At 67.2% G+C, this 20,876-nt stretch carries 16 protein-coding genes; 9 read left to right on the plus strand and 7 right to left on the minus strand.

Going from position 1 to position 20,876, the window contains the following annotated elements:
- The first annotated feature begins 240 nt into the window (after positions 1-240).
- The gene (gene gshA / locus FFS49_RS27105; protein ID WP_171026845.1) at positions 241-1,854 is read left to right on the plus strand and encodes a glutamate--cysteine ligase; all 1,614 of its coding nucleotides are present in this window, start codon (positions 241-243) and stop codon (positions 1,852-1,854) included.
- Positions 1,855-1,956: 102 nt separating this feature from the next.
- Here gshA and FFS49_RS27110 read toward each other — a convergent pair whose 3' ends face one another.
- Positions 1,957-2,268, minus strand: a complete 312-nt coding sequence (locus FFS49_RS27110; protein ID WP_039364649.1) for a DUF4148 domain-containing protein — start codon at positions 2,266-2,268, stop codon at positions 1,957-1,959.
- 474 nt (positions 2,269-2,742) lie between these two features.
- Between FFS49_RS27110 and FFS49_RS27120 the strand changes: the two genes are divergently transcribed.
- Positions 2,743-4,383 carry an L-lactate permease gene (locus FFS49_RS27120; protein WP_105817472.1) on the plus strand — a complete coding sequence of 547 codons (1,641 nt, stop codon included), beginning with the start codon at positions 2,743-2,745 and terminating at the stop codon, positions 4,381-4,383.
- A gap of 95 nt (positions 4,384-4,478) precedes the next feature.
- Here FFS49_RS27120 and FFS49_RS27125 read toward each other — a convergent pair whose 3' ends face one another.
- Positions 4,479-5,396, minus strand: a complete 918-nt coding sequence (locus tag FFS49_RS27125) for a LysR family transcriptional regulator (RefSeq protein WP_105817471.1) — start codon at positions 5,394-5,396, stop codon at positions 4,479-4,481.
- Between the two features lie 228 nt (positions 5,397-5,624).
- Between FFS49_RS27125 and FFS49_RS27130 the strand changes: the two genes are divergently transcribed.
- Together FFS49_RS27130 and FFS49_RS27135 are read left to right on the plus strand one after the other, a co-directional pair.
- Entirely contained in the window at positions 5,625-7,799 is a 2,175-nt protein-coding gene (locus tag FFS49_RS27130; RefSeq protein ID WP_105817470.1) for a phosphocholine-specific phospholipase C, read from the plus strand.
- Between the two features lie 206 nt (positions 7,800-8,005).
- Positions 8,006-8,734: a phosphonate utilization associated transcriptional regulator gene (locus FFS49_RS27135; RefSeq protein WP_105817469.1), complete on the plus strand. Its 729-nt coding sequence runs from the start codon at positions 8,006-8,008 to the stop codon at positions 8,732-8,734.
- Positions 8,735-8,850: 116 nt separating this feature from the next.
- Here the strand turns inward: FFS49_RS27135 and FFS49_RS27140 are convergent, their stop codons facing one another.
- The 5 genes from FFS49_RS27140 to FFS49_RS27160 all read right to left on the minus strand — a co-directional run bounded on the left by FFS49_RS27140 (position 8,851) and on the right by FFS49_RS27160 (position 15,496).
- Positions 8,851-10,239, minus strand: coding sequence for an FAD-dependent oxidoreductase (locus tag FFS49_RS27140; protein ID WP_105817468.1), 1,389 nt, complete (start codon positions 10,237-10,239; stop codon positions 8,851-8,853).
- Between the two features lie 109 nt (positions 10,240-10,348).
- The gene (locus tag FFS49_RS27145) at positions 10,349-11,479 is read right to left on the minus strand and encodes a 2-aminoethylphosphonate--pyruvate transaminase (protein WP_105817467.1); all 1,131 of its coding nucleotides are present in this window, start codon (positions 11,477-11,479) and stop codon (positions 10,349-10,351) included.
- Between the two features lie 48 nt (positions 11,480-11,527).
- Complete coding sequence (locus FFS49_RS27150) at positions 11,528-13,255, minus strand: putative 2-aminoethylphosphonate ABC transporter permease subunit (RefSeq protein WP_105817466.1); 1,728 nt, start codon at positions 13,253-13,255, stop codon at positions 11,528-11,530.
- Positions 13,252-14,343 carry a putative 2-aminoethylphosphonate ABC transporter ATP-binding protein gene (locus FFS49_RS27155; protein ID WP_105817465.1) on the minus strand — a complete coding sequence of 364 codons (1,092 nt, stop codon included), beginning with the start codon at positions 14,341-14,343 and terminating at the stop codon, positions 13,252-13,254. The genes FFS49_RS27150 and FFS49_RS27155 overlap by 4 nt, the downstream gene beginning before the upstream one ends.
- A 97-nt stretch (positions 14,344-14,440) precedes the next feature.
- Positions 14,441-15,496 carry a putative 2-aminoethylphosphonate ABC transporter substrate-binding protein gene (locus FFS49_RS27160; protein WP_105817464.1) on the minus strand — a complete coding sequence of 352 codons (1,056 nt, stop codon included), beginning with the start codon at positions 15,494-15,496 and terminating at the stop codon, positions 14,441-14,443.
- 208 nt (positions 15,497-15,704) lie between these two features.
- On the opposite strand from FFS49_RS27160, the gene phnA reads away from it, so the two are divergent.
- From phnA to FFS49_RS27185, 5 genes are all read left to right on the plus strand, one after another.
- On the plus strand, positions 15,705-16,943 hold the full coding sequence (phnA, locus tag FFS49_RS27165) for a phosphonoacetate hydrolase (RefSeq protein WP_039350206.1): 1,239 nt from the start codon (positions 15,705-15,707) through the stop codon (positions 16,941-16,943).
- Between the two features lie 29 nt (positions 16,944-16,972).
- Entirely contained in the window at positions 16,973-18,427 is a 1,455-nt protein-coding gene (gene phnY, locus FFS49_RS27170; RefSeq protein ID WP_105817463.1) for a phosphonoacetaldehyde dehydrogenase, read from the plus strand.
- Between the two features lie 179 nt (positions 18,428-18,606).
- Positions 18,607-19,389, plus strand: coding sequence for an amino acid ABC transporter substrate-binding protein (locus tag FFS49_RS27175; RefSeq protein ID WP_039350157.1), 783 nt, complete (start codon positions 18,607-18,609; stop codon positions 19,387-19,389).
- 14 nt (positions 19,390-19,403) lie between these two features.
- Entirely contained in the window at positions 19,404-20,084 is a 681-nt protein-coding gene (locus tag FFS49_RS27180) for an amino acid ABC transporter permease (RefSeq protein WP_071335259.1), read from the plus strand.
- Complete coding sequence (locus tag FFS49_RS27185) at positions 20,081-20,839, plus strand: amino acid ABC transporter ATP-binding protein (protein WP_071335258.1); 759 nt, start codon at positions 20,081-20,083, stop codon at positions 20,837-20,839. Before FFS49_RS27180 ends, FFS49_RS27185 begins: the two co-directional genes overlap by 4 nt.
- The last annotated feature ends 37 nt before the right edge of the window (positions 20,840-20,876 follow it).

A 20,876-nucleotide genomic window follows, 5' to 3' on the forward strand; every position in this document is an offset into this window, starting at 1 on the left:
CCGTCTGACGAATTCGCGTAACCGGCGTGCCCGTAGCCGCCGCATGGAACCGGTCGCCGATGCGGCGACCGCCGCGACCGGCCCGCCCGGCGGCCCGCTCCGGCCCGCGCAGCGCGCCCGGCGCCACCTCAAGCGCGTGTTTCGGCGAGATGTTAAAGTGCCCGCTACCAACGAAGCGACCAACAATCCAGCCGGCCGCGCGCGGCGTTCTGCGCGCGGCCGTCACGCACTTGCGTCTCCATGTCGAACACCATGACTCACCGCCAGTCCGAACTGCTGCTGAAACGCCTCGACGCGCTGAGCTCGGGCCCGACGCGGCAGCATCTGCCCGACGGCCTGCGCGGCATCGAAAAGGAAAGCCTGCGCGTGACGCGCGACGGAATGATCGCGTTCACGCCGCATCCGCGCGCGCTCGGTTCGGCGCTCACGCATCCGGCGCTGACGACCGACTATTCCGAAGCGTTGATCGAACTGATCACGCCCGCGGAAGGCGACGCCGCGATCACGCTCGAGCGTCTCGACGACCTGCATCGCTACGTCTATGCGTCGCTCGGCGACGAGATGCTGTGGAACGACTCGATGCCCGGCCTGCTGCCGGCCGACGACCAGATCCCGATCGCCGACTACGGCACGTCGAACATCGGCCGCCTGAAGACGGTGTACCGGCGCGGCCTGGCCTATCGCTACGGCCGCACGATGCAGTGCATTGCCGGTATCCACTACAACTACTCGCTGCACGAGGAAGTGTGGCGGCGCCTGCATGCGGAAGAAGGCTCGACGGCCACGCTCGTCGATTACCAGTCGGAACGCTATCTCGCGCAGATCCGCAACTTCCGCCGCCGCAGCTGGCTGCTGATGTACCTGTTCGGCGCGTCGCCCGCGCTCGACACGAAGTTCCTGCGCGGCAAGCCGCACAGGCTCGACACGTTCGATGCCGATACGCTGTACCTGCCGTATGCCACGAGCCTGCGGATGAGCGATCTCGGCTACTCGAACACGACCGCGCAGGCCGCGCTGCACGTCGACTACAACACGCTGCCCGGCTATCTCGACGCGCTGTCGAAGGCCGTGAGCGAGCCGTATCCGGCCTACGAGGCGATCGGCACGCATCGCGACGGCGAGTGGATCCAGATCAACACGAACGTGCTGCAGATCGAGAACGAGTTCTACTCGACGATCCGGCCGAAGCGCGTCACGTATTCGGGCGAGCGGCCGCTGCATGCGCTCGCGTCGCGCGGCGTGCAGTACATCGAGGTGCGCTGTCTCGACATCGATCCGTTCGAGCCGACCGGCATCGCACTGGAAACCGCGCGCTTCATCGACGCGTTCCTGCTCGCGTGCGCGCTCGACGAAAGCCCGGCGCTCGATTGCCCCGCGTACAAGGAAGCGAACGCGAACTTCGGCAGCGTGACGATGGAAGGGCGCAAGCCGGGGCTCACGCTGCAGCGCGACGGCGAGACGGTCACGCTGCAGGCGTGGGCGGACGCGCTGATGGCCGATATCGAAACCATCGGCCGCCGCCTCGACGAAATCCGCGGCGGCGACGAGCATGTGCGTGCAATCGCCGCGCAACGCGAGAAGCTTGCCGATCCGGAGCGCACGCCATCTGCGCGTGTGCTGCGCACGATGCGCGAGCGCGGTCAGTCGTTCCTCGAGTTCGCGCTGACGCAGAGCGAAGCGCATGCCGCGCATTTCCGGGCGAATCCGCCGTCGGCGGAGACGCTGCGTACCGAGCAGGCGCTCGCCGCGAAATCGCTGGCCGAGCAGGCCGAGCTCGAAGCGAAGGAGGCCGGATCGTTCGACGCGTTCGTCGCGGCCTATCGCGCCTATACGCTGAACCGCTTCAGCGTGTGATGCCTGCGCACGTGCATCGCGTCGGTCGGCGCGGTGTGCGATGCGTCTCTCCGTCGCCGGTCGGGTCGCACCGTGGTGCGCTCGATCCGGTTGAGTCCGATGTCAGTGATGCGCGTAGGTGCCGCGGTCGATTGCGTGCGGCTGCGCCGGCTTGCCCGATTCCACGTTTGCCCTGCCTTCACTGCCGTAGCCGGTGTCCTCGCCGCGCGCCTGCGCGGCACGGCGCATGATCGCCTGCATGTGGTCCGGAAAGTCGGGACTGCTCGCGAGGTTCGCCCGGTAGCCGGCGGCCTGCAGTTCCACGAGTTCCTGGCGGACCTCGGCACGCGTCAGCGTCGACGCGGCCTGCGCGTGAGCGGCGAAGGCCGCGCCGATCAGCACGAACGCGCATGCAGCCTGCTTCATCGTTTTCATCGTGTTCACTCCGTGAAGTTCCGGTGCCGTGCCTGCCGTGGCCGGCGCGGGCGGAATCGATGCGACCAGTCTAGGCTTCGGACGCCAAACGAAACATCCCGCCCGCCGTCAGGCACCTTTGTCGCATGTGCAACATTGCGCGGGGGAGCCGCTCGCGGGGGGGGCTTTCTGTCGAATGCGACAGCAGGCTGCCTGCTGCCGGTCAGCGGGCGGCGGCGCGGGCGTATCGGGTCGGCACGCATCGGGCTTGTCCCCCTTGTACAAGCGCCGTGCGCCTCCTAACCTCTTTTAAGCAACCGATCGGTTGGGCGTGCGACGTCGTTGCGTGCGCAAGCGCTTGATCCCGGTCGTGACCGCAGGACATCGCCTTGTACCGAACCCGGGGCATCCCGATGCCAGCTCGGGTCGTCAGCGCAAGGCATGGGACCCGAGTAAGCGCTAAAGCGCCAACTCGGGTCGACATCTGGAGACACGATGAACCCCACCGACGCCCTACCGCCCGGCATCGTTTTCGCACAGCCGCTGACGCCAGTCGCCAACTCGCTGCTGCTGTCCTTCCTCGTCGCCGCGATCCCGATCGCGGTCGCGCTGATCGCACTCGGCGTGCTGCGCCGCCCCGCGTGGCAGGCGTCGCTCGCCGGGCTCGTCGCCGGCCTCGCGGTCGCAATCGGCGCATGGGGCATGCCGGTGGGGCTCGCGTTCAACGCGGTCGGCGCGGGCATGGCGCTCGCGGTCGTGCCGGTGATGTGGATCGTCTTCAACGCATTGCTGCTGTACAACATCGCGGTGAAGTCGGGCCGCTTCGACCAGTTCCGGCAGTGGATGCTCGACAACCTGCCCGACGATCGCCGGCTCGTGCTGCTCGTCGTCGCGTTCTCGTTCGGTTGCCTGCTCGAAGGGATCTCGGGATTCGGCACGCCGGTCGCGATCACGAGCGCACTCTTGATCGCGCTCGGCTTCCCCGCGCTCGAGGCGCTCACCTACACGCTGCTGTTCAACACGGCGCCGGTCGCGTTCGGCGCGCTCGGCGTGCCGATCACCGTGCTCGGCGCGGTGACGTCGCTGCCGCCCGCGACACTCGCGCAGATGGTCGGCCGCCAGTTGCCGTTCTTCGCGCTGCTGCTGCCGTTCTACGTGGTCGGCGCGTACGGCGGGCTGCGCTCGATCTCGAAGCTGTGGCCCGCGCTGCTCGTGTCGGGCGGCAGCTTCGCGATCGCGCAGTTCGTCACGTCGAACTTCCTCGGCTACCAGCTCACCGACGTGCTGTCGTCGCTCACGTCGCTGATCGTCACGATCGGCTTCCTGCAGGTGTGGAAGCCGCAGCCCGATCCGCAATACGCACTCGCGCGCAGCGTGCCGGCAACGGCCGGCGCCGCACGCGCGGGCTTCGGCGGCTGGCTGCCGTGGCTCGTCGTGTCGGTGGTCGTGATCGTTTGGGTGCACGCGAACATCGCGGCGATCGGCGACGTGAAGATCAAGTGGCCGGGCCTGCACAACGCGGTGTTCGTGTCGCTGTACCACAAGCCGTATGCGGCGATCTGGGATTTCCAGCCGCTCGGCACGGGCACCGCGATCCTGGTCTCGGCGATCATCACGGCCGCGCTGACGCGCACCGGCGTGGGCGACTTCTTCGAATGCGTGGTCAAGACCTGGCGGCAGACGTGGATCGCGATCGTCACGGTGATGATGATCGTCGGGCTCGCGTACCTGCTGAACTACTCGGGGATCAGCTACACGCTCGGCACCGGCGTCGCGTCGACGGGGGCGCTGTTCCCGCTGGTGTCCGCGTCGCTCGGCTGGATCGCGGTGTTCCTGTCCGGCAGCGACACGTCGGGCAACGCGCTGTTCGGCAACCTGCAGGTCGTGGCCGCCCGGCAGCTCGGCCTCGATCCGGTGCTGATGGCCGCGACCAACTCGTCCGGCGGCGTGATGGGCAAGATGATCTCGCCGCAGAACATCGCGACGGGTGTATCGACGACGGACCTGAAAGGGCAGGAAGGTGTCGTGTTTGCGCGCACCTTCTGGCACAGCGTGATTCTCACGCTGCTGCTCGGCGTGTTGGTGTTCCTCCAGCAGCACGTGCTGACGTGGATGATTCCGGCATTGCCGAAATGATGTGAGCGCAACGACAGAAGGAAGGCACGAGGAAAAACGAGGGAAGGCGCGGGAAAAGCGCCAGCAAAGTGCGGACCCGGTGAGCGCGCGGCAGTTCAGCGCGCGCTCACCCGCCGCGCCGTTCGTCCGGCGTCATCCGTTGCGGCCGTGTCGCTGCCGGCCGGCAGGATGCACGCGAGGAATGCGTCGATCGCGGGGCTCTGGCGCCGCGCCTTCAGGTAGTACACGTATTCGTCGATCGTCGTATCGACGCCGCGCAGCGCGATCACGCGCAAATCCGGATGACGTTCGGCCTCGCCGAGCGGAAACAGGCTGCCGCCCACGCCGTGCAGGATTGCCTCGCGGATCGCTTCGCGGCTGCCGATCTCTGCAACCGATACGGCCGCGACACCTGCCGCCTCGAGAATCGTCTCCGTGCAGCGGCGCGTGACCGAGCCTTCCTCGCGAATCAGCAGCCGCACGTCGGCGAGCTGCGCCGGCTCGATCGTGTCGAAGCGCGCGAGCGGATGGTTGCGATGCACGACGAGCATGAGCGGGTCGGTCGAGATCACCTTGCGTTCGAGGCCGTCGGCATCGTTGCGCTGCGACGAGACGGCGAGGTCGATGCGGAATTCCTGCAGCGCCTGCAGGATCTCCTCCGAGTTGCCGATCCGGCACGTGAGCGCGATCGACGGGTGCGCGTTCGAGAAGCGGCCGACCGCATCCATGATGTAGTACGGCCCCGTCGCGCCGATCCGCAGGTGGCCTTCGAACAGGCCGCCGACGTTGCGCAGCATGATGTCGGCCTGCGCCTCGAGCGCGATCATCTTCTCGACGAGCGGCAGCAGCTCGATGCCCGTCTCGGTGATCTCGAGCTTGCGGCCGCTGCGGTAGAACAGCTCGACGCCGTACACCTGCTCGACCTGACGGATCTGCGCGGCGATCGTCGGCTGGCTCACGCCCAGGTGGCGCGCGGCGCGCGTGATGCTGCCCTGCCGGACGGTCGCGTGGAACGCCTTCAGCTGATCGAACACGACTCGGCTTCTCCCCTCTGTATCGCGCGTCAGCGTAGCGCATGCGTATGTCGGCCGGATGAAAGCCGCGTCGTGCGCCGCTTCGACAAAATTCCTGTGGGTAACCCAAAGAAACCTGCGGTAACCGGTCACGCCCGGGACATGCCGGTGCGGGGTAATAACGGCAACGCAAACCGCCGGCCCCGCTCGACTGGCGCCCCCACTCCTACCGACCACAGGGTTCTCTTCATGTCCTCGAACAATCGACGCGATTTCCTGCGCCTTGCCGCGCAGTCGGCCGGCGCGATGGCCGCCTACGCGGGCTTTCCGCCCGCGATCCGCAATGCGCTGGCGATGCCGGCCGCCTATCGCACGGGCACGATCCGCGACGTGGAGCACGTCGTGATCTTCATGCAGGAAAACCGTTCGTTCGACCATTACTTCGGCGGCCTGCGTGGCGTGCGCGGCTTCAACGACCCGCGTCCGCACCTGCTGCCGAGCGGTGCGCCGGTATGGCAACAGCCGCCGGCGTCGGTGTTCACGAAGAACTACCATTCGCGCGGTCTCGATCGGTCGGCGCCGTACGTGCTGCCGTTCTACCTCGATCCGAAGCAGACGACCGAATTCCAGCCGGGCACCAACCACGGCTGGAGCAGCGGCCACCTGTCCTGGAACAACGGCCAGTGGGACCAGTGGGTGAACCAGAAGCAGGACGTGCTGACGATGGGCTACCTGAAGCGCCAGGATCTCACGTACCACTACGCATTGGCCGACGCGTTCACGATCTGCGATTCGTACTTCTGCTCCGCGCACGCCGACACCGCGCCGAACCGCATCTACCTGTGGACCGGCACGGTCGACCCGCGCAACATCTACGGCAACCCGCCGAACGGCCCGGGCATCGGCGAGCGCGACGACGTGAACGGCTATACGTGGACGACCTACGCGGAACGCCTCGAGAACGCGAAGATCAGCTGGAAGGTGTACCAGGGCGGCACGGGCATCCCGGGCGACCCGACCGACAACTACACCGACAACTCGCTGATGTTCTTCAAGCGCTTCCAGGTGAAGGAGGGCGCGAGCGGCCCGCTGGTCGACAAGGGCGCGTCGGACCACACGCTCGCCGAGCTGAAGGCCGACGTGCAGGCGAACCGGCTGCCGCAGGTGTCGTGGATCGTGTCGCCGTACAAGTACAGCGAGCACCCGCAGGCTTCCCCGACCGACGGCGCGTTCTACATCAACATGGTGCTCGAGGCGCTCACGTCGAACCCGGAAGTGTGGGCGAAGACGGTGTTCATCCTGAACTACGACGAGAACGACGGGCTGTTCGACCACGTCGTGCCGCCGGTGCCGCCGGTCACGAGCGGCGTGGGCGGCCAGGGCATCGTGTCGTCGAACCTGCTGTCGAACCTCGGCGACGAACTGCTCGACCTGAACAAGTACCCGGGCGAAATGAGCCCGCTCGTGCCGGGTGCGGACCCGGGCGGCATCCAGCCGATCGGCCTCGGGCCGCGCGTGCCGCTGATCATCATCTCGCCGTGGACGAAGGGCGGCTGGGTCTGCTCGGAGACGTTCGACCATACGTCGGTGCTGCGTTTCCTCGAAGCGCGTTTCGGTGTGAAGGAGCCGAACATCAGCGCGTGGCGCCGGTCGATCTGCGGCGACCTCACGTCGGCATTCGATTTCTCCGCGCGCCCCGACACGCGCACGGTGAGCTTCACGGTGCCGCAGCACATCGCGACGGCCGGCCAGGCGTACCAGGTGCCCGCGCAGCAGTCGATGCCGGCGCAGGAGCCCGGCACGCGCCCGGCACGTGCGTTGCCGTACGAACTGTTCGTGCACAGCCGCGTGAGCGCACACGACGACGCCGTGTCGCTCGACTTCGCGAACACCGGTGATGCAGGCGCCGCGTTCTACGTGTACGACCGCCGCAACCCCACGACGACGCCGCGCCGCTATGCGGTGTCCGCGCACGACCGCTTCGTCGATACGTGGAATACGTCGGCCGCACGCGGCGATTACCATCTCGCGGCATATGGCCCGAACGGCTATCTGTGCGAGTTCCAGGGCAACACGCGGCTCGCGGCGGACGGCCGCCACGCGAACCCCGAAGCGCGGATCGGCTACGACGTGCGCAACCGCCACGTGTACCTGCAACTGCGCAACAGCGGGCATGCAACGTGCCGCGTGACGGTCGACAACGCATACAGCCACAAGCATGCGCGGACCTACACGCTGGAGCCGGGCGAGCGCATCGAGGATCACTTCGAGCTGTCGTCGAGCCACGGCTGGTACGATCTGACGATCACCGCGACGACGCTGCGCGGCGGCGACGACAAGGTCGTGCGCCGTTTCGCGGGCCACGTCGAGACGGGCCGGCCGAGCCAGAGCGATCCGGGGCCGGTGAAGCACCCGACGGCCTGACGGTCGGTACGCGTCGCGCGACGCGGGCCAGGTCGGCCCGACGCGCGACCGCCGTCTGCCGGCTGTGCTTCGCGGGCATTCCGGCAGGCGGAATTGGCTTTTGGAGACTGAAGACTGTTGACAATGTGTCGGGGCGAGGGTATACAAGGATCATTCGCCGATATGGCGCCCTCGTTTTCTACCGCAGCCTTGCTGCCTGCCCGACCATGACAGCCCCGAACGCGCTCAGCGCCATCGAACTCCTGCAGAGCCAGTCGCTCGCGATGATCGTCCAGGACATGCTCGAGCGCGCGATCGTCTCCGGCGAATACGCACCCGGCGAGAAGCTCAACGAAGTCGAGATCGCGACCAAGCTGAACGTGTCGCGCGGCCCCGTGCGCGAAGCGTTCCGCGCGCTCGAACAGGCCGGCCTGCTGCGCAACGAGAAGAACCGCGGCGTGACGGTGCGCGTCGTGCCACTGCGCGAGGCCGAGGAGATCTACGAAGTGCGCGCGATGCTCGACGAGTCGGTCGCGCGCGCGCTCGCGAAGCGCATCTCGCCCGACACGCTGAAGGTGCTGAAGGGCATCATCCAGTCGATGAAGGACGCCGCGAAGACGCACGACGTCACGCGCTACACCGAATTGAACGTGCAGTTCCACGACGCGATGGTGGTCGGCGTCGGCAATACGCATCTCACCGATACCTACCGCCGGCTCGTGCGCCAGCTTGGGCTGCTGCGCCAGGCGGCGATCGAGGCCGAGGAGGATGCGATCGCGGTGTCGGCGGCCGAGCACGACAAGATCGTGCAGGCGCTCGCGAGCGGCGACGAGGAGAAGGCCGTGGCACTCGTGCGCGAGCACCTGTCGCACGGTCTCGAGCGCATGCGCCGCACGCACGAGCAGGGGTTGCCCGCGGCGGGCAAGGCGGCGCGGGAGAAGCCCGTGCGCGCGTAAGCGCCCGGCAACGCCTGCGCGGGTTGCCGCGCGCGGCACAAAGCAAAGGGACGCTTCGCAGCGTCCCTTTTTCGTTGTGTCTTCAAGTCACTCAGGTCCTGCAGGTCGACACATCGTTACGCCTTGTCGGCCTTCCCCGCCGCGCTCGCGAATTTCGCGAGCCACGTGTCGACCGCCGCCGGCCGCCGGCTCTCGTCTTCCGCGCGCTCCTTGCGGCGGATTGCATTGCGCACGACGTGCGCGCCGACATAGCGGATCGGCTCCGGCGGGAACGCCCCGAGCGGGCCGCGCACGATCGGGCTGCGCGTCCACGCGTTGTCGAGGCCGAGCACGAGCGACGACAGGATCTGCCCGCCCATGTAGGTCGGCCCCACGCCGTTACCCGAGTAGCCGAAGCCGTAGAACACGTTCGGCGCGTCGTCGAGGCGGCCGAAGAACGGGAAGCCGGTGACGGAGCGATCCGACGGCCCGTTCCAGCTCGCGGTGACCGGCACGCCCGCGAGCGAAGGAAAGAATTCGCGCAGGCTCTGCGTGAGTTGCGCTTCGTAAGGCGAGCGCCGGTCGAATACGGGCGCGATGCGGCTGCGCCACGAGAACGTGTTGCCGCCCTTGCCGAGCATCAGCCGCCCGTCGGCGGTGGTGCGGTAGTAGTAGACGAAGATCCGCGAATCGAGCACCGACACGCCGTCGACGAGCCCGGTCTTTTCGAGCAGCGCCGGGCATTTCTCGGTGATGACCATATCGCTCGACACGACCGCGATCGTGCGCTCGAACTGCGGGAAGCGGCTCGCCATCCACGCGTTGATCGCGAACACGAGCCTGCCCGCGCTCACGCTGCCGGACGGCGTGCGCACGACGGCGGGCTGGCCGGGCGTGAAGTCGAGCATCGGCGTGCGTTCGTAGATCCGGATGCCCATCGCGAGCGCGACGCGGCGCAGCCCGCGCACGAGCTTGCCGGGATGCACGGTCGCGGCGATCGGCGAATAGACGCCGTCGAGATTGCGCGCCGACCCCGAGCGGCGCGCGACTTCGGCGGGCGGCAGCGGTTCGTAGCTGTGGATGCCGCATGCGGCGAGCGCGTCGAGCACCGGCGCGAGCGTGCCGACCTGCGCACGCGACGTCGCGGTGTACAGCGTGCCGTCGAGCCGCAGCTCGGCATCGATGTCGTGCGCGCGGCAGAAATCGGCGATGTGCTGCACGGCCGCTTCGGATGCCTTCACGAGCCGGATCGCCTCGGCCTCGCCGAACAGCCGCCGCAGCGTCAGGAATTTTGCAGACCACGTGAGCAGGCAACCGCCGTTGCGGCCGCTCGCGCCGGCGCCGCACAGGTCGGCTTCGACGATTGCTATGTCGAGCGCGGGATCCTGCTGCTTCGCCTGGATCGCGGTCCAGAGCCCGGTGAAGCCGCCGCCGACGATGCACACGTCGGCACGCGTCTCGCCTTGCAGCGCGGGGGCGAGATCACCGTCGTTGAACAGCGCTTGTTCGATCCAGAAGGGTCGCATGGGAGGGTTCGTCGAAAAGGGGCCGTGCCGCGCACTGCCGAAAAATCGGCCGCCGCATGCGAACGCCGCATGCGGCGGGGACCATCACGTCACGTCGTCATGCGTCACGTCATGCGGCGGCTTCCGCCGACACGCGGCGCACGCCCATTGCCCGCAGCGTGTCGGCGATCGCGGCGACGGCGCCCGGGATGCCGGCTTCGCCGAAGTGGCCGATGCAGCCGACCCGGAACGTCTCGACCTCGGTCAGCTTGCCCGGATACAGGATGTAGCCGCGCTGCTTGACCTCCTGGTAGAAGCGCTTGAAATCGTAGTTCGGATCGTCCGGCGCATGGAACGTGACGATGATCGGCGCCTGGATCGCCGGATCGAGGAACGGCCGGAAACCGAGCGCGAGCATCCCGTCGATCAGCGCGCGATAGTTGCGCTGGTAGCGGCCGCCGCGCGCGGCGAGCCCGCCTTCGTCGACGTATTGCGCAACGGCCGCGTCGAGCGCCGCGACCACGTGCGTCGGCGGCGTAAAGCGCCACTGCGTCGTGCGCTGCATGTAGACCCACTGGTCGTACAGGTCCATCGCGAGCGAGTGGCTGTTGCCTTCGCAGCGTTCGAGCGCACTGCGCTTCGCGATCACGAAGCCGAGCCCCGGCACGCCTTCGAGGCATTTGCCGGATGCGGCGATCACCGCGTCGAACGGCGTCGTGCGCGCATCGATGTCGATCGCGCCGAACGAACTCATCGCGTCCACGATCAGTCCGCGGCCATGCTTCGCGACGACCTGCGCGACGTCGTGCAGCGGGTTCAGCACGCCGGCGCCGGTTTCGCAGTGCACGAGCGCGACATGCGTGATGGTCGGATCGGCCGCGAGCGCGCGCTCGACGTCGGCCGGATCGACGCGGCGATCCTCGCTGTAGTCGATCGTCGTGAGCGTGCGGCCGAGCGCGCGGCAGATCTTCGCGAGGCGCGCGCAGTACGCGCCGTTGTTCGGCACCAGCACGTGGCCGTCGCGCGGCACGAGCGTGCCGATCGCCGCTTCGACCGAGAACGTGCCGCTGCCTTGCAGCGGCACGCATTCGTGCGTGCCTTCGCCGTGCACGATCTGCAGCAGGCGTTCGCGCAGCCGCGCGGTGATCGCGTTGAAGTCGCTGTCCCACGAGCCCCAGTCGCGCAGCATCGCGTCGCGCGTGGTGTCGGAGGTCGTCAGGGGGCCGGGGGTGAGCAGGATGGGCTGGGCGGCGAGCGTCATGGTGTCTCCTTGATGAAGTCGGGACGTCACGTGAATACAGTCAGGGAATCAACGGCGATGCGGATTGCGCCAGGCCTGCGTGCGGCGCAACAGGCGGTGCGAGATGCACGCGAACAGCACGCACGCGAACGACGAGGTCGCGAGCACGAGCGTGGCCATCGCGGCAGCCGGGCCCATCTGGCCCGCGTCGTCGAGGTTCAGGATCGCGACCGACGCGGGTTGCGTATCGGGCGAGTAGAGGAACGCGACGGCCGAGACCGTCGTCATTCCGTTGACGAACAGGTAGCGCGCGATCAGCAGGATCGCGGGCAGGCACACGGGCACGGTCACGCGCACGAAGGTCTTGTAGAACGGCACCTTCAGCGACGCGGACACGGCCTCGAACTCGCTGTCGATCTGCCGGAGCGCGGTGACGGCGGTCAGGTGGCTCGACGCGTAGTAGTGCACCACCGTGACGATCGCGAGCAGCCACAGCGAGCCGTACAGCCCGTTCAGCGGATTGCCGGGCGCGTTGAACAGGAAGATGTAGCTGATGCCGAGCACGAGCCCCGGCACGCCCATCGGCAGGATCGCGCACAGCGCGATGAAGCCGCGCAGCCAGCGCGCGCCGCGCGTCTTCTCGATCAGGTACGCCCCGCCGAACACGACGATCGTGCCGCCGAGCGCGACCGTCGCGGCCATCCGCAGGCTGTTCTTGTACGCGTCGAAGATGCCGGCGCCGATCAACCCCATCTCGTAGTGCTGCAGCCCGAGGCTCATCTGGTACGGCCAGAACTTCACGAACGACGCGAACACCGAGATGCCGACCACCGCGATGAAGAACGCGCACACGATGCCGCAGTACGCGAGCATCGCGGCGTCGAAGCCGCGCGACGGCTTCGGCTGGTACGGCGTCGAGCGCGCGCCGAGCTGCGACTGCTGGCGGCGGCGAATGAAGAAGTCGACGCCGAACGCGACCAGCGCCGGGCACAGCAGCATCAGGCTCACGACCGCGCTGCGGTTGAAGTCCTGCAGGCCGATGATCAGCTTGTAGATGTCGGTCGACAGTACGTTATACGAACCGCCGATCACCACCGGTACGCCGAAGTCGTTGATGCACATCGTGAACGCCACCATCGTCGCGCTGATCAGCCCGTACTTCGCACCCGGCAGCGTGATCGTGAAGAACTTGCGCATGCGGCGCGTGCCCATCGCGTCGGCGGCTTCGTAGAGCCGGCCGTCGGCCAGCGACAGCGCGGTGACGAGGATCATCAGCACGTGCGGGAACGACGCATACACCATGCTCAGCACGATGCCCGGCAGCCCATAGATCGAATGGCCGTGCAGCAGCGGCTTCAGCAGCCCCGCGTTGCCGAACCAGTAGATGAACGACACCGCGGACAGCAGCGTCGGCGCGAGCAGCGGCAGGAGAGCGATCGTGCGCGCGGCGTTCTTCAGCGGCATGCACGAGCGCGTCAGCGCATATGCGAACGTGAACGCCATCGGCACGACGATCGACGTGACGAGTGCGCCGACCGTCAGCGAATGCAGCATCGAGCGCAGCACGCCGCTGTCCTCGAGATACTCGACGAAGTTGTGCGCGCCGACGAAGCGCCCGTCCGCATCAACGAAGCATTTCTGCACGACGAGCGCGAGCGGCAGCAGCAGGAACATCGACATCAGCGCGGCCATCGCGACGAGCGCGAGCTGCGCGAGGCGGTCGTGCCAGTGCGTGATCTGCCGCACGTCGGCGGGGACGGAGGCGCCGCGGCGGCGCTCGGTCAGGACGGTGCTCATTGCAGTCGCTCCTTCGCGCTCGGGAACACGCGGACATGCTCGCGATCGAGCGCGAGGTCGATGCGCGCGCCGGCCTGCACGCCGGTGCGGTCGACGTCGTGATACGACAGGTCGGCGACGATCTCCTGGCCGTCGAGCCCGTCGATCCGGAAGCTCACGCGGCAGAACGCGCCGAGGAATTCGAGCTTCTCGACGCGGCCGGCCAGCACGTTGTCGGCCGTCTCGCCCGGCACGCGGATGCGCAGGTCCTCGGGCCGCACGTAGACCGATACCGCCGCGCCTTGCGTGGGGCGGGCCGCACCGTGGCGGCAGTCGAGCCCGACCGCGCCTGCGCGCAGCGTGCCGTCCTGCGCGACTTCGGCGGGAATAGTGTTCACGCGGCCGATGAAGTCCGCGACGAACGGCGACGCGGGCTGCCGGTAGATTTCGAGCGGCGTGCCGATCTGCTCGATTACGCCGTGGTTCATCACGACGATGCGGTCGGCCATCGACAGCGCCTCTTCCTGGTCGTGCGTGACCATGATCGTCGTCACGCCGAGCCGCTGCTGCAGCGCGCGGATCTCCTGGCGCAGCCGCACGCGCACCCGCGCGTCGAGTGCCGACAGCGGCTCGTCGAGCAGCAGCAGGCCGGGGGAGGTGGCGAGCGCGCGTGCCAGCGCGATGCGCTGCTGCTGGCCGCCGGACAGCTGGCCCGGATGCTTGCGATGGCTGTCGGGCAGGCCGACCAGTGCGAGCAGCGTGTGCACGCGCTCGTGGATCGCGTCGCGCTTCATCCTGCGATTCACGAGCCCGTACGCGACGTTGTCGTACACCGTGAGGTTCGGGAACAGCGCGTACGACTGGAACACGATGCCGTAGTCGCGCAGTTGCGGCGGCAGCCGCGAGATGTCGCGGCCGTCCTGCATGATGTGGCCGGCGTTCTGCGTCTCGAGCCCTGCGATGATCCGCAGCAGCGTGGTCTTCCCGCAGCCGGACGGCCCCAGGAAGCAGATCATTTCGCCCTTCATCACGCTCAGGTTGATGTCGGTCAGGACCTGCGTGTCGTTGTACCGCTTCTCGATGCGTTCTGCGCTCAGATAAGGTGCCATGCGCGCCTCCATGCTGGGGCGGCCCGGGGGCCGGATTCGACGATGGAAAGGGTGGCGCGGGGCGGCGCGCGGCGCGGCCCCGCGGCGGGTCGCGGTGTTACTGCTGCGCTTTCGCGCCGTAGCGCTTCTGCCACGTATCGAGAATCGACTGGCGGTTCTTCGCCGACCATACGAAGTCGTTCTTCACGAGCAGCGCCGAGTAGTTGTCGGGGATGCCGGCGAGCTTGCGTGCGACACCCGGGTACGCGACGATCGCCCACCAGCGCGCGGTGATCTGGTTCGCCTCCTTGCTCGCCATGAAGTCGGCCAGCTTCTTCGCGGCATCGGGCTGCTTCGTCGTCTTCATGATCGCCGTGCCTTCCATGTCCCAGCCGAGCCCTTCCTTCGGGAACACGAGATCGATCGGCGCGCCCTGCGACTGCAGTTCATGGCCGCGGAACTCGAACGAGATGCCGATCGGGAATTCGCCGGTGCCGGCGAGCGTGCACGGCTTGGAGCCCGAGTGCACGTATTGCGCGACGTTCTTGTCGAGCGCGTCCATGAATTTCCAGCCGCGGTCGTCGCCGAAGGTCTGCAGCCACGCGGTCACGTCGAGGTAGCCGGTGCCGGACGAAACCGGGCTCGGCATCACGATCGCGCCTTTATAGACGGGCTTCGTCAGGTCTTCCCACGACGTCGGCTTCGGGATGCCCTTCGCCTGCGCGGCGACGCGGTTGTAGCAGATCGTCGCGCCCCACACGTCCATGCCGACCCAGTGCGGCGGCGTGTTCGCGTCGCTGTACTTGCGCGTGAGCTGGTCGAAGCCCGTCGGCGCGTACGGCATCAGCATCCCCTGCAGGTCCAGCAGCGTCAGGCTCGATGCGGCGAGGCCGAGCACGACGTCCGCGCGCGGGTTGTTCTTCTCCGCGAGCAGCTTCGCGGTGACCGAGCCGGTCGAGTCGCGCACCCAGCGGATCTCGATGTCGGGGTTCGCTTTCTCGAACGCGTCCTTGTAGGGCTTCATCGCCTCGTCTTCCAGCGCGGTATAGACCAGCAGCGACGTCTTCGCGTGCGCCGCCTGCACCGCGCCGAGCGCGACCGCCGCGGCCAGCGCGAAGCGGGCCGCGCCCGCCGCCCATGCGTTCAAACGCTTGTTTACCGGCACTTCGTTCATCTTCAGACCCCTTGACTGTGGCGCCGCGGCACGCGGCGGATGAGTGGAGACCAGCCCTCTTGCTGCTGCGTTGTTTTGCTTTCTGTTCTCTGCATGTTGTTGACAATCTACAAATCATCAATTTTAATGTCAAGCATGGAAAACACCTCCCTTCGGCGCGGCGCGGGCGCCGACGGCTCACCCCTTCGAACTGAAAGGAATGAACGTCATGAATGAAACGCCTGTATCCGTGGAAGTGAACGGCCGCCGCTACAACTGGATGAGCCGGCCCGTGGTGGTCGTGTGCGTCGATGGCTGCGCGTACGAATATCTGGAGGAAGCGGCCGAGGCCGGCGTCGCGCCGTTCCTGCGCACGCTGCTGAAGCCGGGCACGGCGCTCAAGGGTGAGTGCGTGGTGCCGAGCTTCACGAACCCGAACAACCTGTCGATCGTGACAGGCGTGCCGCCGGCGGTGCATGGGATAAGCGGCAATTACTTCTACGACCGCGACACCGGCGCCGAAGTGCTGATGAACGATCCGAAGTACCTGGTCGCACCGACCGTGCTCGCGACCTTCGCGGAGCAAGGTGCGAAGGTCGCGGTCGTCACCGCGAAGGACAAGTTGCGCCGCCTGCTCGGCAAGGGGCTGAAGGGCATCTGCTTCTCGTCGGAAAAGGCCGATGAGGCGAGCGTCGAGGAAAACGGCATCGACAACGTGCTCGAGCTGGTCGGCAAGCCGGTGCCGAGCGTGTACAGCGCGGATCTGTCGGAATTCGTGTTCGCGGCCGGCGTGCGCCTGCTCGAGACGCGCCCGATCGACCTGATGTACCTGTCGACCACCGACTACGTGCAGCACAAGTGCGCGCCGGGCACGGAAGGCGCGAACGCGTTCTACGCGATGATGGACACCTACCTGCAGCGTCTCGACGCGCTCGGTGCGATCGTCGCGATCACGGCCGACCACGGGATGAACGCGAAGCACGACGATGAAACCGGCGAGCCGAACGTGATCTACCTGCAGGAGCTGTTCGACGAGTGGCTCGGCGAGGATGCGGCACGCGTGATCCTGCCGATCACCGATCCGTACGTCGTGCACCACGGCGCGCTCGGCTCGTTCGCGACCGTCTACGTGCCGGCGACGGCCGACGCCGAAGCGCTGCGCGCACGGCTCGCCGCGGTCGACGGCATCGAGGTCGTGCTCACCGGCGCAGAGGGCTGCGCGCGCTTCGAGCTGCCGCCGGCGCGCATGGGCGACCTGATCGTGATCTCGAAGCAGGACGTCGTGCTCGGCACGCGCCGCATCAGGCACGACCTGTCGGGCCTCGACGTGCCGCTGCGCTCGCACGGCGGAATCTCCGAGCAGATCGTGCCGCTGATCTTCAGCAAGCCGGTCGCCGGCGACGTCTCGGGCCGCGCGCGGCTGCGCAACTTCGACATCATCGACATCGCGCTCAACCATCTGCAGTGATGCGCATGCATCCGTAAGGGGACACACTCATGAACGCCATTGCAGCATCGACGGACGTCAGCGAGATTCGTCGCGAAGCACTGCGAATCGATGGGGAACGGATTCATCGGGACGCGGTAATCGAAGTGCGCAACCCGTACGACGGCTCGCTGGTCGGCACCGTGCCGAAGGCGACGCTGGACGACGTGCGGCGCGCGTTCGCGGCCGCGCGTGCCTACCGGCCGATGCTCACACGCCACGATCGCGCGGCGATCCTGCGCCGCGCGGCCGATATCGTGCGCGCGCGCACGGCCGAGATTGCAGCGCTGATCACGGCCGAGGCCGGCCTGTGCATCAAGGATTCGACATACGAAGCCGGGCGCGTGGCCGACGTGCTGACGTTCGGCGCCGGTGAAGTGCTGAAGGACGACGGGCAGATCTTCTCGTGCGACCTGACCCCGCACGGCAAGAAGCGCCGCGTGTACACGCAGCGCGATCCGCTGCTCGGCGTGATTTCGGCAATCACGCCGTTCAACCACCCGATGAACCAGGTCGCGCACAAGATCGTGCCGTCGGTGGCCACCAACAACCGGATCGTCGTGAAGCCGTCGGAGAAGGTGCCGCTGTCGTGTTACCTCTTCGCGGACATCCTTTACGAAGCCGGCCTGCCGCCGCAGATGTTGCAGGTCATCACCGGTGACCCGAGGGAGATTGCCGACGAACTGATCACGAACCCGGCGATCGACCTGATCACGTTCACGGGCGGCGTGTCGATCGGCAAGTCGATCGCGTCGCGGATGGGCTACCGCCGCGCGGTGCTCGAACTCGGCGGCAACGATCCGATCATCGTGATGGAAGACGCCGATCTCGACGAAGCGAGCACGCTCGCGGTGTCGGGCTCGTACAAGAACTCGGGCCAGCGCTGCACCGCGATCAAGCGGATGCTCGTGCACGAGTCGGTGGCCGATCGCTTCACGGCGCTGGTGGTCGAGAAAACGCGCGCATGGTCATACGGCAATCCTGCCGATCCGTTGGTGGACATGGGTACGGTGATCGACGAGGCGGCCGCGAAGTTCTGCGAACAGCAGGTGAACGACGCGATCGCGCGCGGTGCGCGGCTGCTGGTCGGCAATGTCCGCAACGGCGCGCTGTATTCGCCAACGGTGATCGATCGCGTGACGCCCGACATGCCGCTCGTGAAGTACGAAACCTTCGGCCCCGTGTCGCCTATCATGCGCTTCCGCGACATCGACGACGCGATCCGGATGTCGAACAGCACCGACTACGCGCTGTCGTCGTCGGTCTGCACGAACCGCTTCGACCACATCACGCGCTTCATCACCGAGCTGGAAGTCGGCAGCGTGAACGTGCGCGAAGTGCCCGGCTACCGGCTCGAGCTGACGCCGTTCGGCGGCGTGAAGGATTCGGGGCTCGGCTACAAGGAAGGCGTGCAGGAAGCGATGAAGAGCTTCACGAATACGAAGACGTATTCATTGCCGTGGTAAGTGGCGTGTAAGCCGCGCGCACCGGTTTCGCGGCCGGTGTGCGCGTTATTCGATCGGCTCATATCGTTAGCCGATTTGCTTTTTTGCCGGGCCTCGACGCATCGGTAGAATTCGCGGACCTCTCGAACGGCACGTATGTGCCGCGGGAATATTCCCTCCTATCATTCGGGGTCCGCACCATGAAATTCCTTCGCTCCATCCTGGTCGTCGCCATGCTGCAGGCCGTTTCGGTCACGAGCGCACTGGCAGCCGACGACCTGTCGCAGATCAAGTCGTCCGGCGTGTTCCGGGTCGGTACCGAGGGCACGTACGCGCCGTTCACGTACCACGACGAAACCGGCAAGCTGACGGGCTTCGACGTCGATATCGCGACCGCGATCGCGCAGCGCCTCGGCGTGAAGCCGCAGTTCATCGAAGGCAAGTGGGACGGGCTGATCGCCGGCCTCGACGTGAACCGCTACGACGCGGTGGTCAACGAGGTGTCGATCACCGACGCGCGCAAGGCGAAATACGATTTCTCGACGCCGTACATCACGTCGCGCGCGGTGCTGATCGTGCGCGCGGACAACACGACGATCCACTCGTTCGACGATCTCAAGGGCAAGAAATCCGCGAACACGCTGACCAGCAATTTCGGCAAGCTCGCGGCCGCGCACGGCGCGGACGTCGTCCCCGTGCAGGGCTTCAACGAATCGATCGACCTGCTGAGCTCGGGGCGCGTCGACGCGACGATCAACGATTCGCTGTCGTACCTCGATTTCCGAAAGCACAAGCCGGACGCGAAACTGAAGATCGCGGCGACCGACACGGGTGGCGCGAGCGACGCATCGGGCGTGCTGCTGCGCAAGGGCAGCCCCGCGCTCGTGGCCGCGATCGACAAGGCACTCGCTGACATCAAGGCCGACGGTACCTACGCGAAGATCTCGCAGAAGTATTTCGGCCGCGACGTGTCGCAGCCGTGACGCGAGGCTGAACGATGCCGGCCTGGCTTCACCTGATGGCGGAATCGCTGCGGCCCCTGCTGGTTGCGGGGCTCGTGTTTACGGTGCCGCTCACGCTCGCGTCGTTCGCGATCGGCCTGCTGCTCGCCTTCGGCGCGGCGCTCACGCGGCTGTTCGGGCCGCGCTGGGCGCAAGCCGTCGTACGTTTCTACATCTGGCTGTTTCGCGGCTCGCCGCTGCTCGTGCAGCTGTTCGTGATCTTCTATGGTTTGCCGAGCGTCGGCATCGTGCTCGATCCGCTGACAGCCGCGGTGATCGGCTTCTCGCTGAACGTCGGCGCGTACAACGCCGAGGTGATCCGCGGCGTGATCGAATCGATTCCGAAGGGGCAGTGGGAAGCCGCGTACTCGATGGCGATGACGCGCCCGCAGGCGCTGCGCCGCGCGATCCTGCCGCAGGCCGCGCGCGTCGCGCTGCCCGCACTGTCGAATTCGTTCATTTCGCTCGTGAAGGACACGTCGCTCGCGGCCGTGCTGACCGTGCCGGAGATCTTCCAGGCCGCGCAGCGGATCGCGGCCGTGACCTACGAGCCGATGATTCTCTATACGGAGGCCGCGCTGGTCTATCTGCTGCTCAGCTCGGTGCTGTCCACGCTGCAGCGTCGCCTCGAAATCCGCTTCGGCCGTCATGCGCTGTTCCAGGCGGAGCTGCGATGATCCGGCTCGAACGTATCGACAAGTCGTTCGGCACGCATCGCGTGCTGCACGGGATCGACCTCGCATTGCAGCCCGGCAGCGTGACGGCGCTGATCGGGCCGTCCGGCAGCGGCAAGAGCACGCTGCTGCGTTGCGTGAACCTGCTCGAAGTGCCCGAGGCGGGCGCGCTGACGGTCGGCGATGCACGCATCGACTTCTCCCCGGCGCATCGGCCGGCGCGCGACGCCGTGTTCGCGGTGCGCCGCCAGACCGGCATGGTGTTCCAGAACTTCCAGCTGTTTCCGCACCTGAGCGTCGTGCAGAACGTGATGGAAGGGCTCGTCACCGTGCAGCGCTGGCCGCGCGAACGGGCCCGTGAACGTGCGCTCGCGCTGCTCGAGAAGGTCGGCATCGCGGACAAGGCCGACGCGTGGCCCGGTACGCTGTCGGGCGGCCAGCAGCAACGTGTTGCGATCGCGCGTGCGCTCGCGCCGTCGCCGCAGGTGCTGTTGTGCGACGAGCCGACGTCGGCGCTCGATCCGGAGCTGTCCGTCGAAGTGGTCGAGGTGCTGCGCCAGCTCGCACGGGAAGGCACGACGATGCTGATGGCCACTCATGACCTGCGCCTGGCCGCGTCGATCGCACACGATGCGGTGTTTCTCGCGGAGGGCCGCGTGGTCGAGGCCGGTGCGTCGCGCGACCTGTTCGGCGATCCGCGCGATCCACGCACCGCGAAGTTCATCTCGACGCTTGCGCAGGGCGTGCCGGTGTTCTGACGCGGCACGCGAAATGCGATATGCGGTACGGCGGGCG

This window comes from Burkholderia sp. 4NA327C6 (genome assembly GCF_005502655.1).
GTDB lineage: Bacteria > Pseudomonadota > Gammaproteobacteria > Burkholderiales > Burkholderiaceae > Burkholderia > Burkholderia contaminans.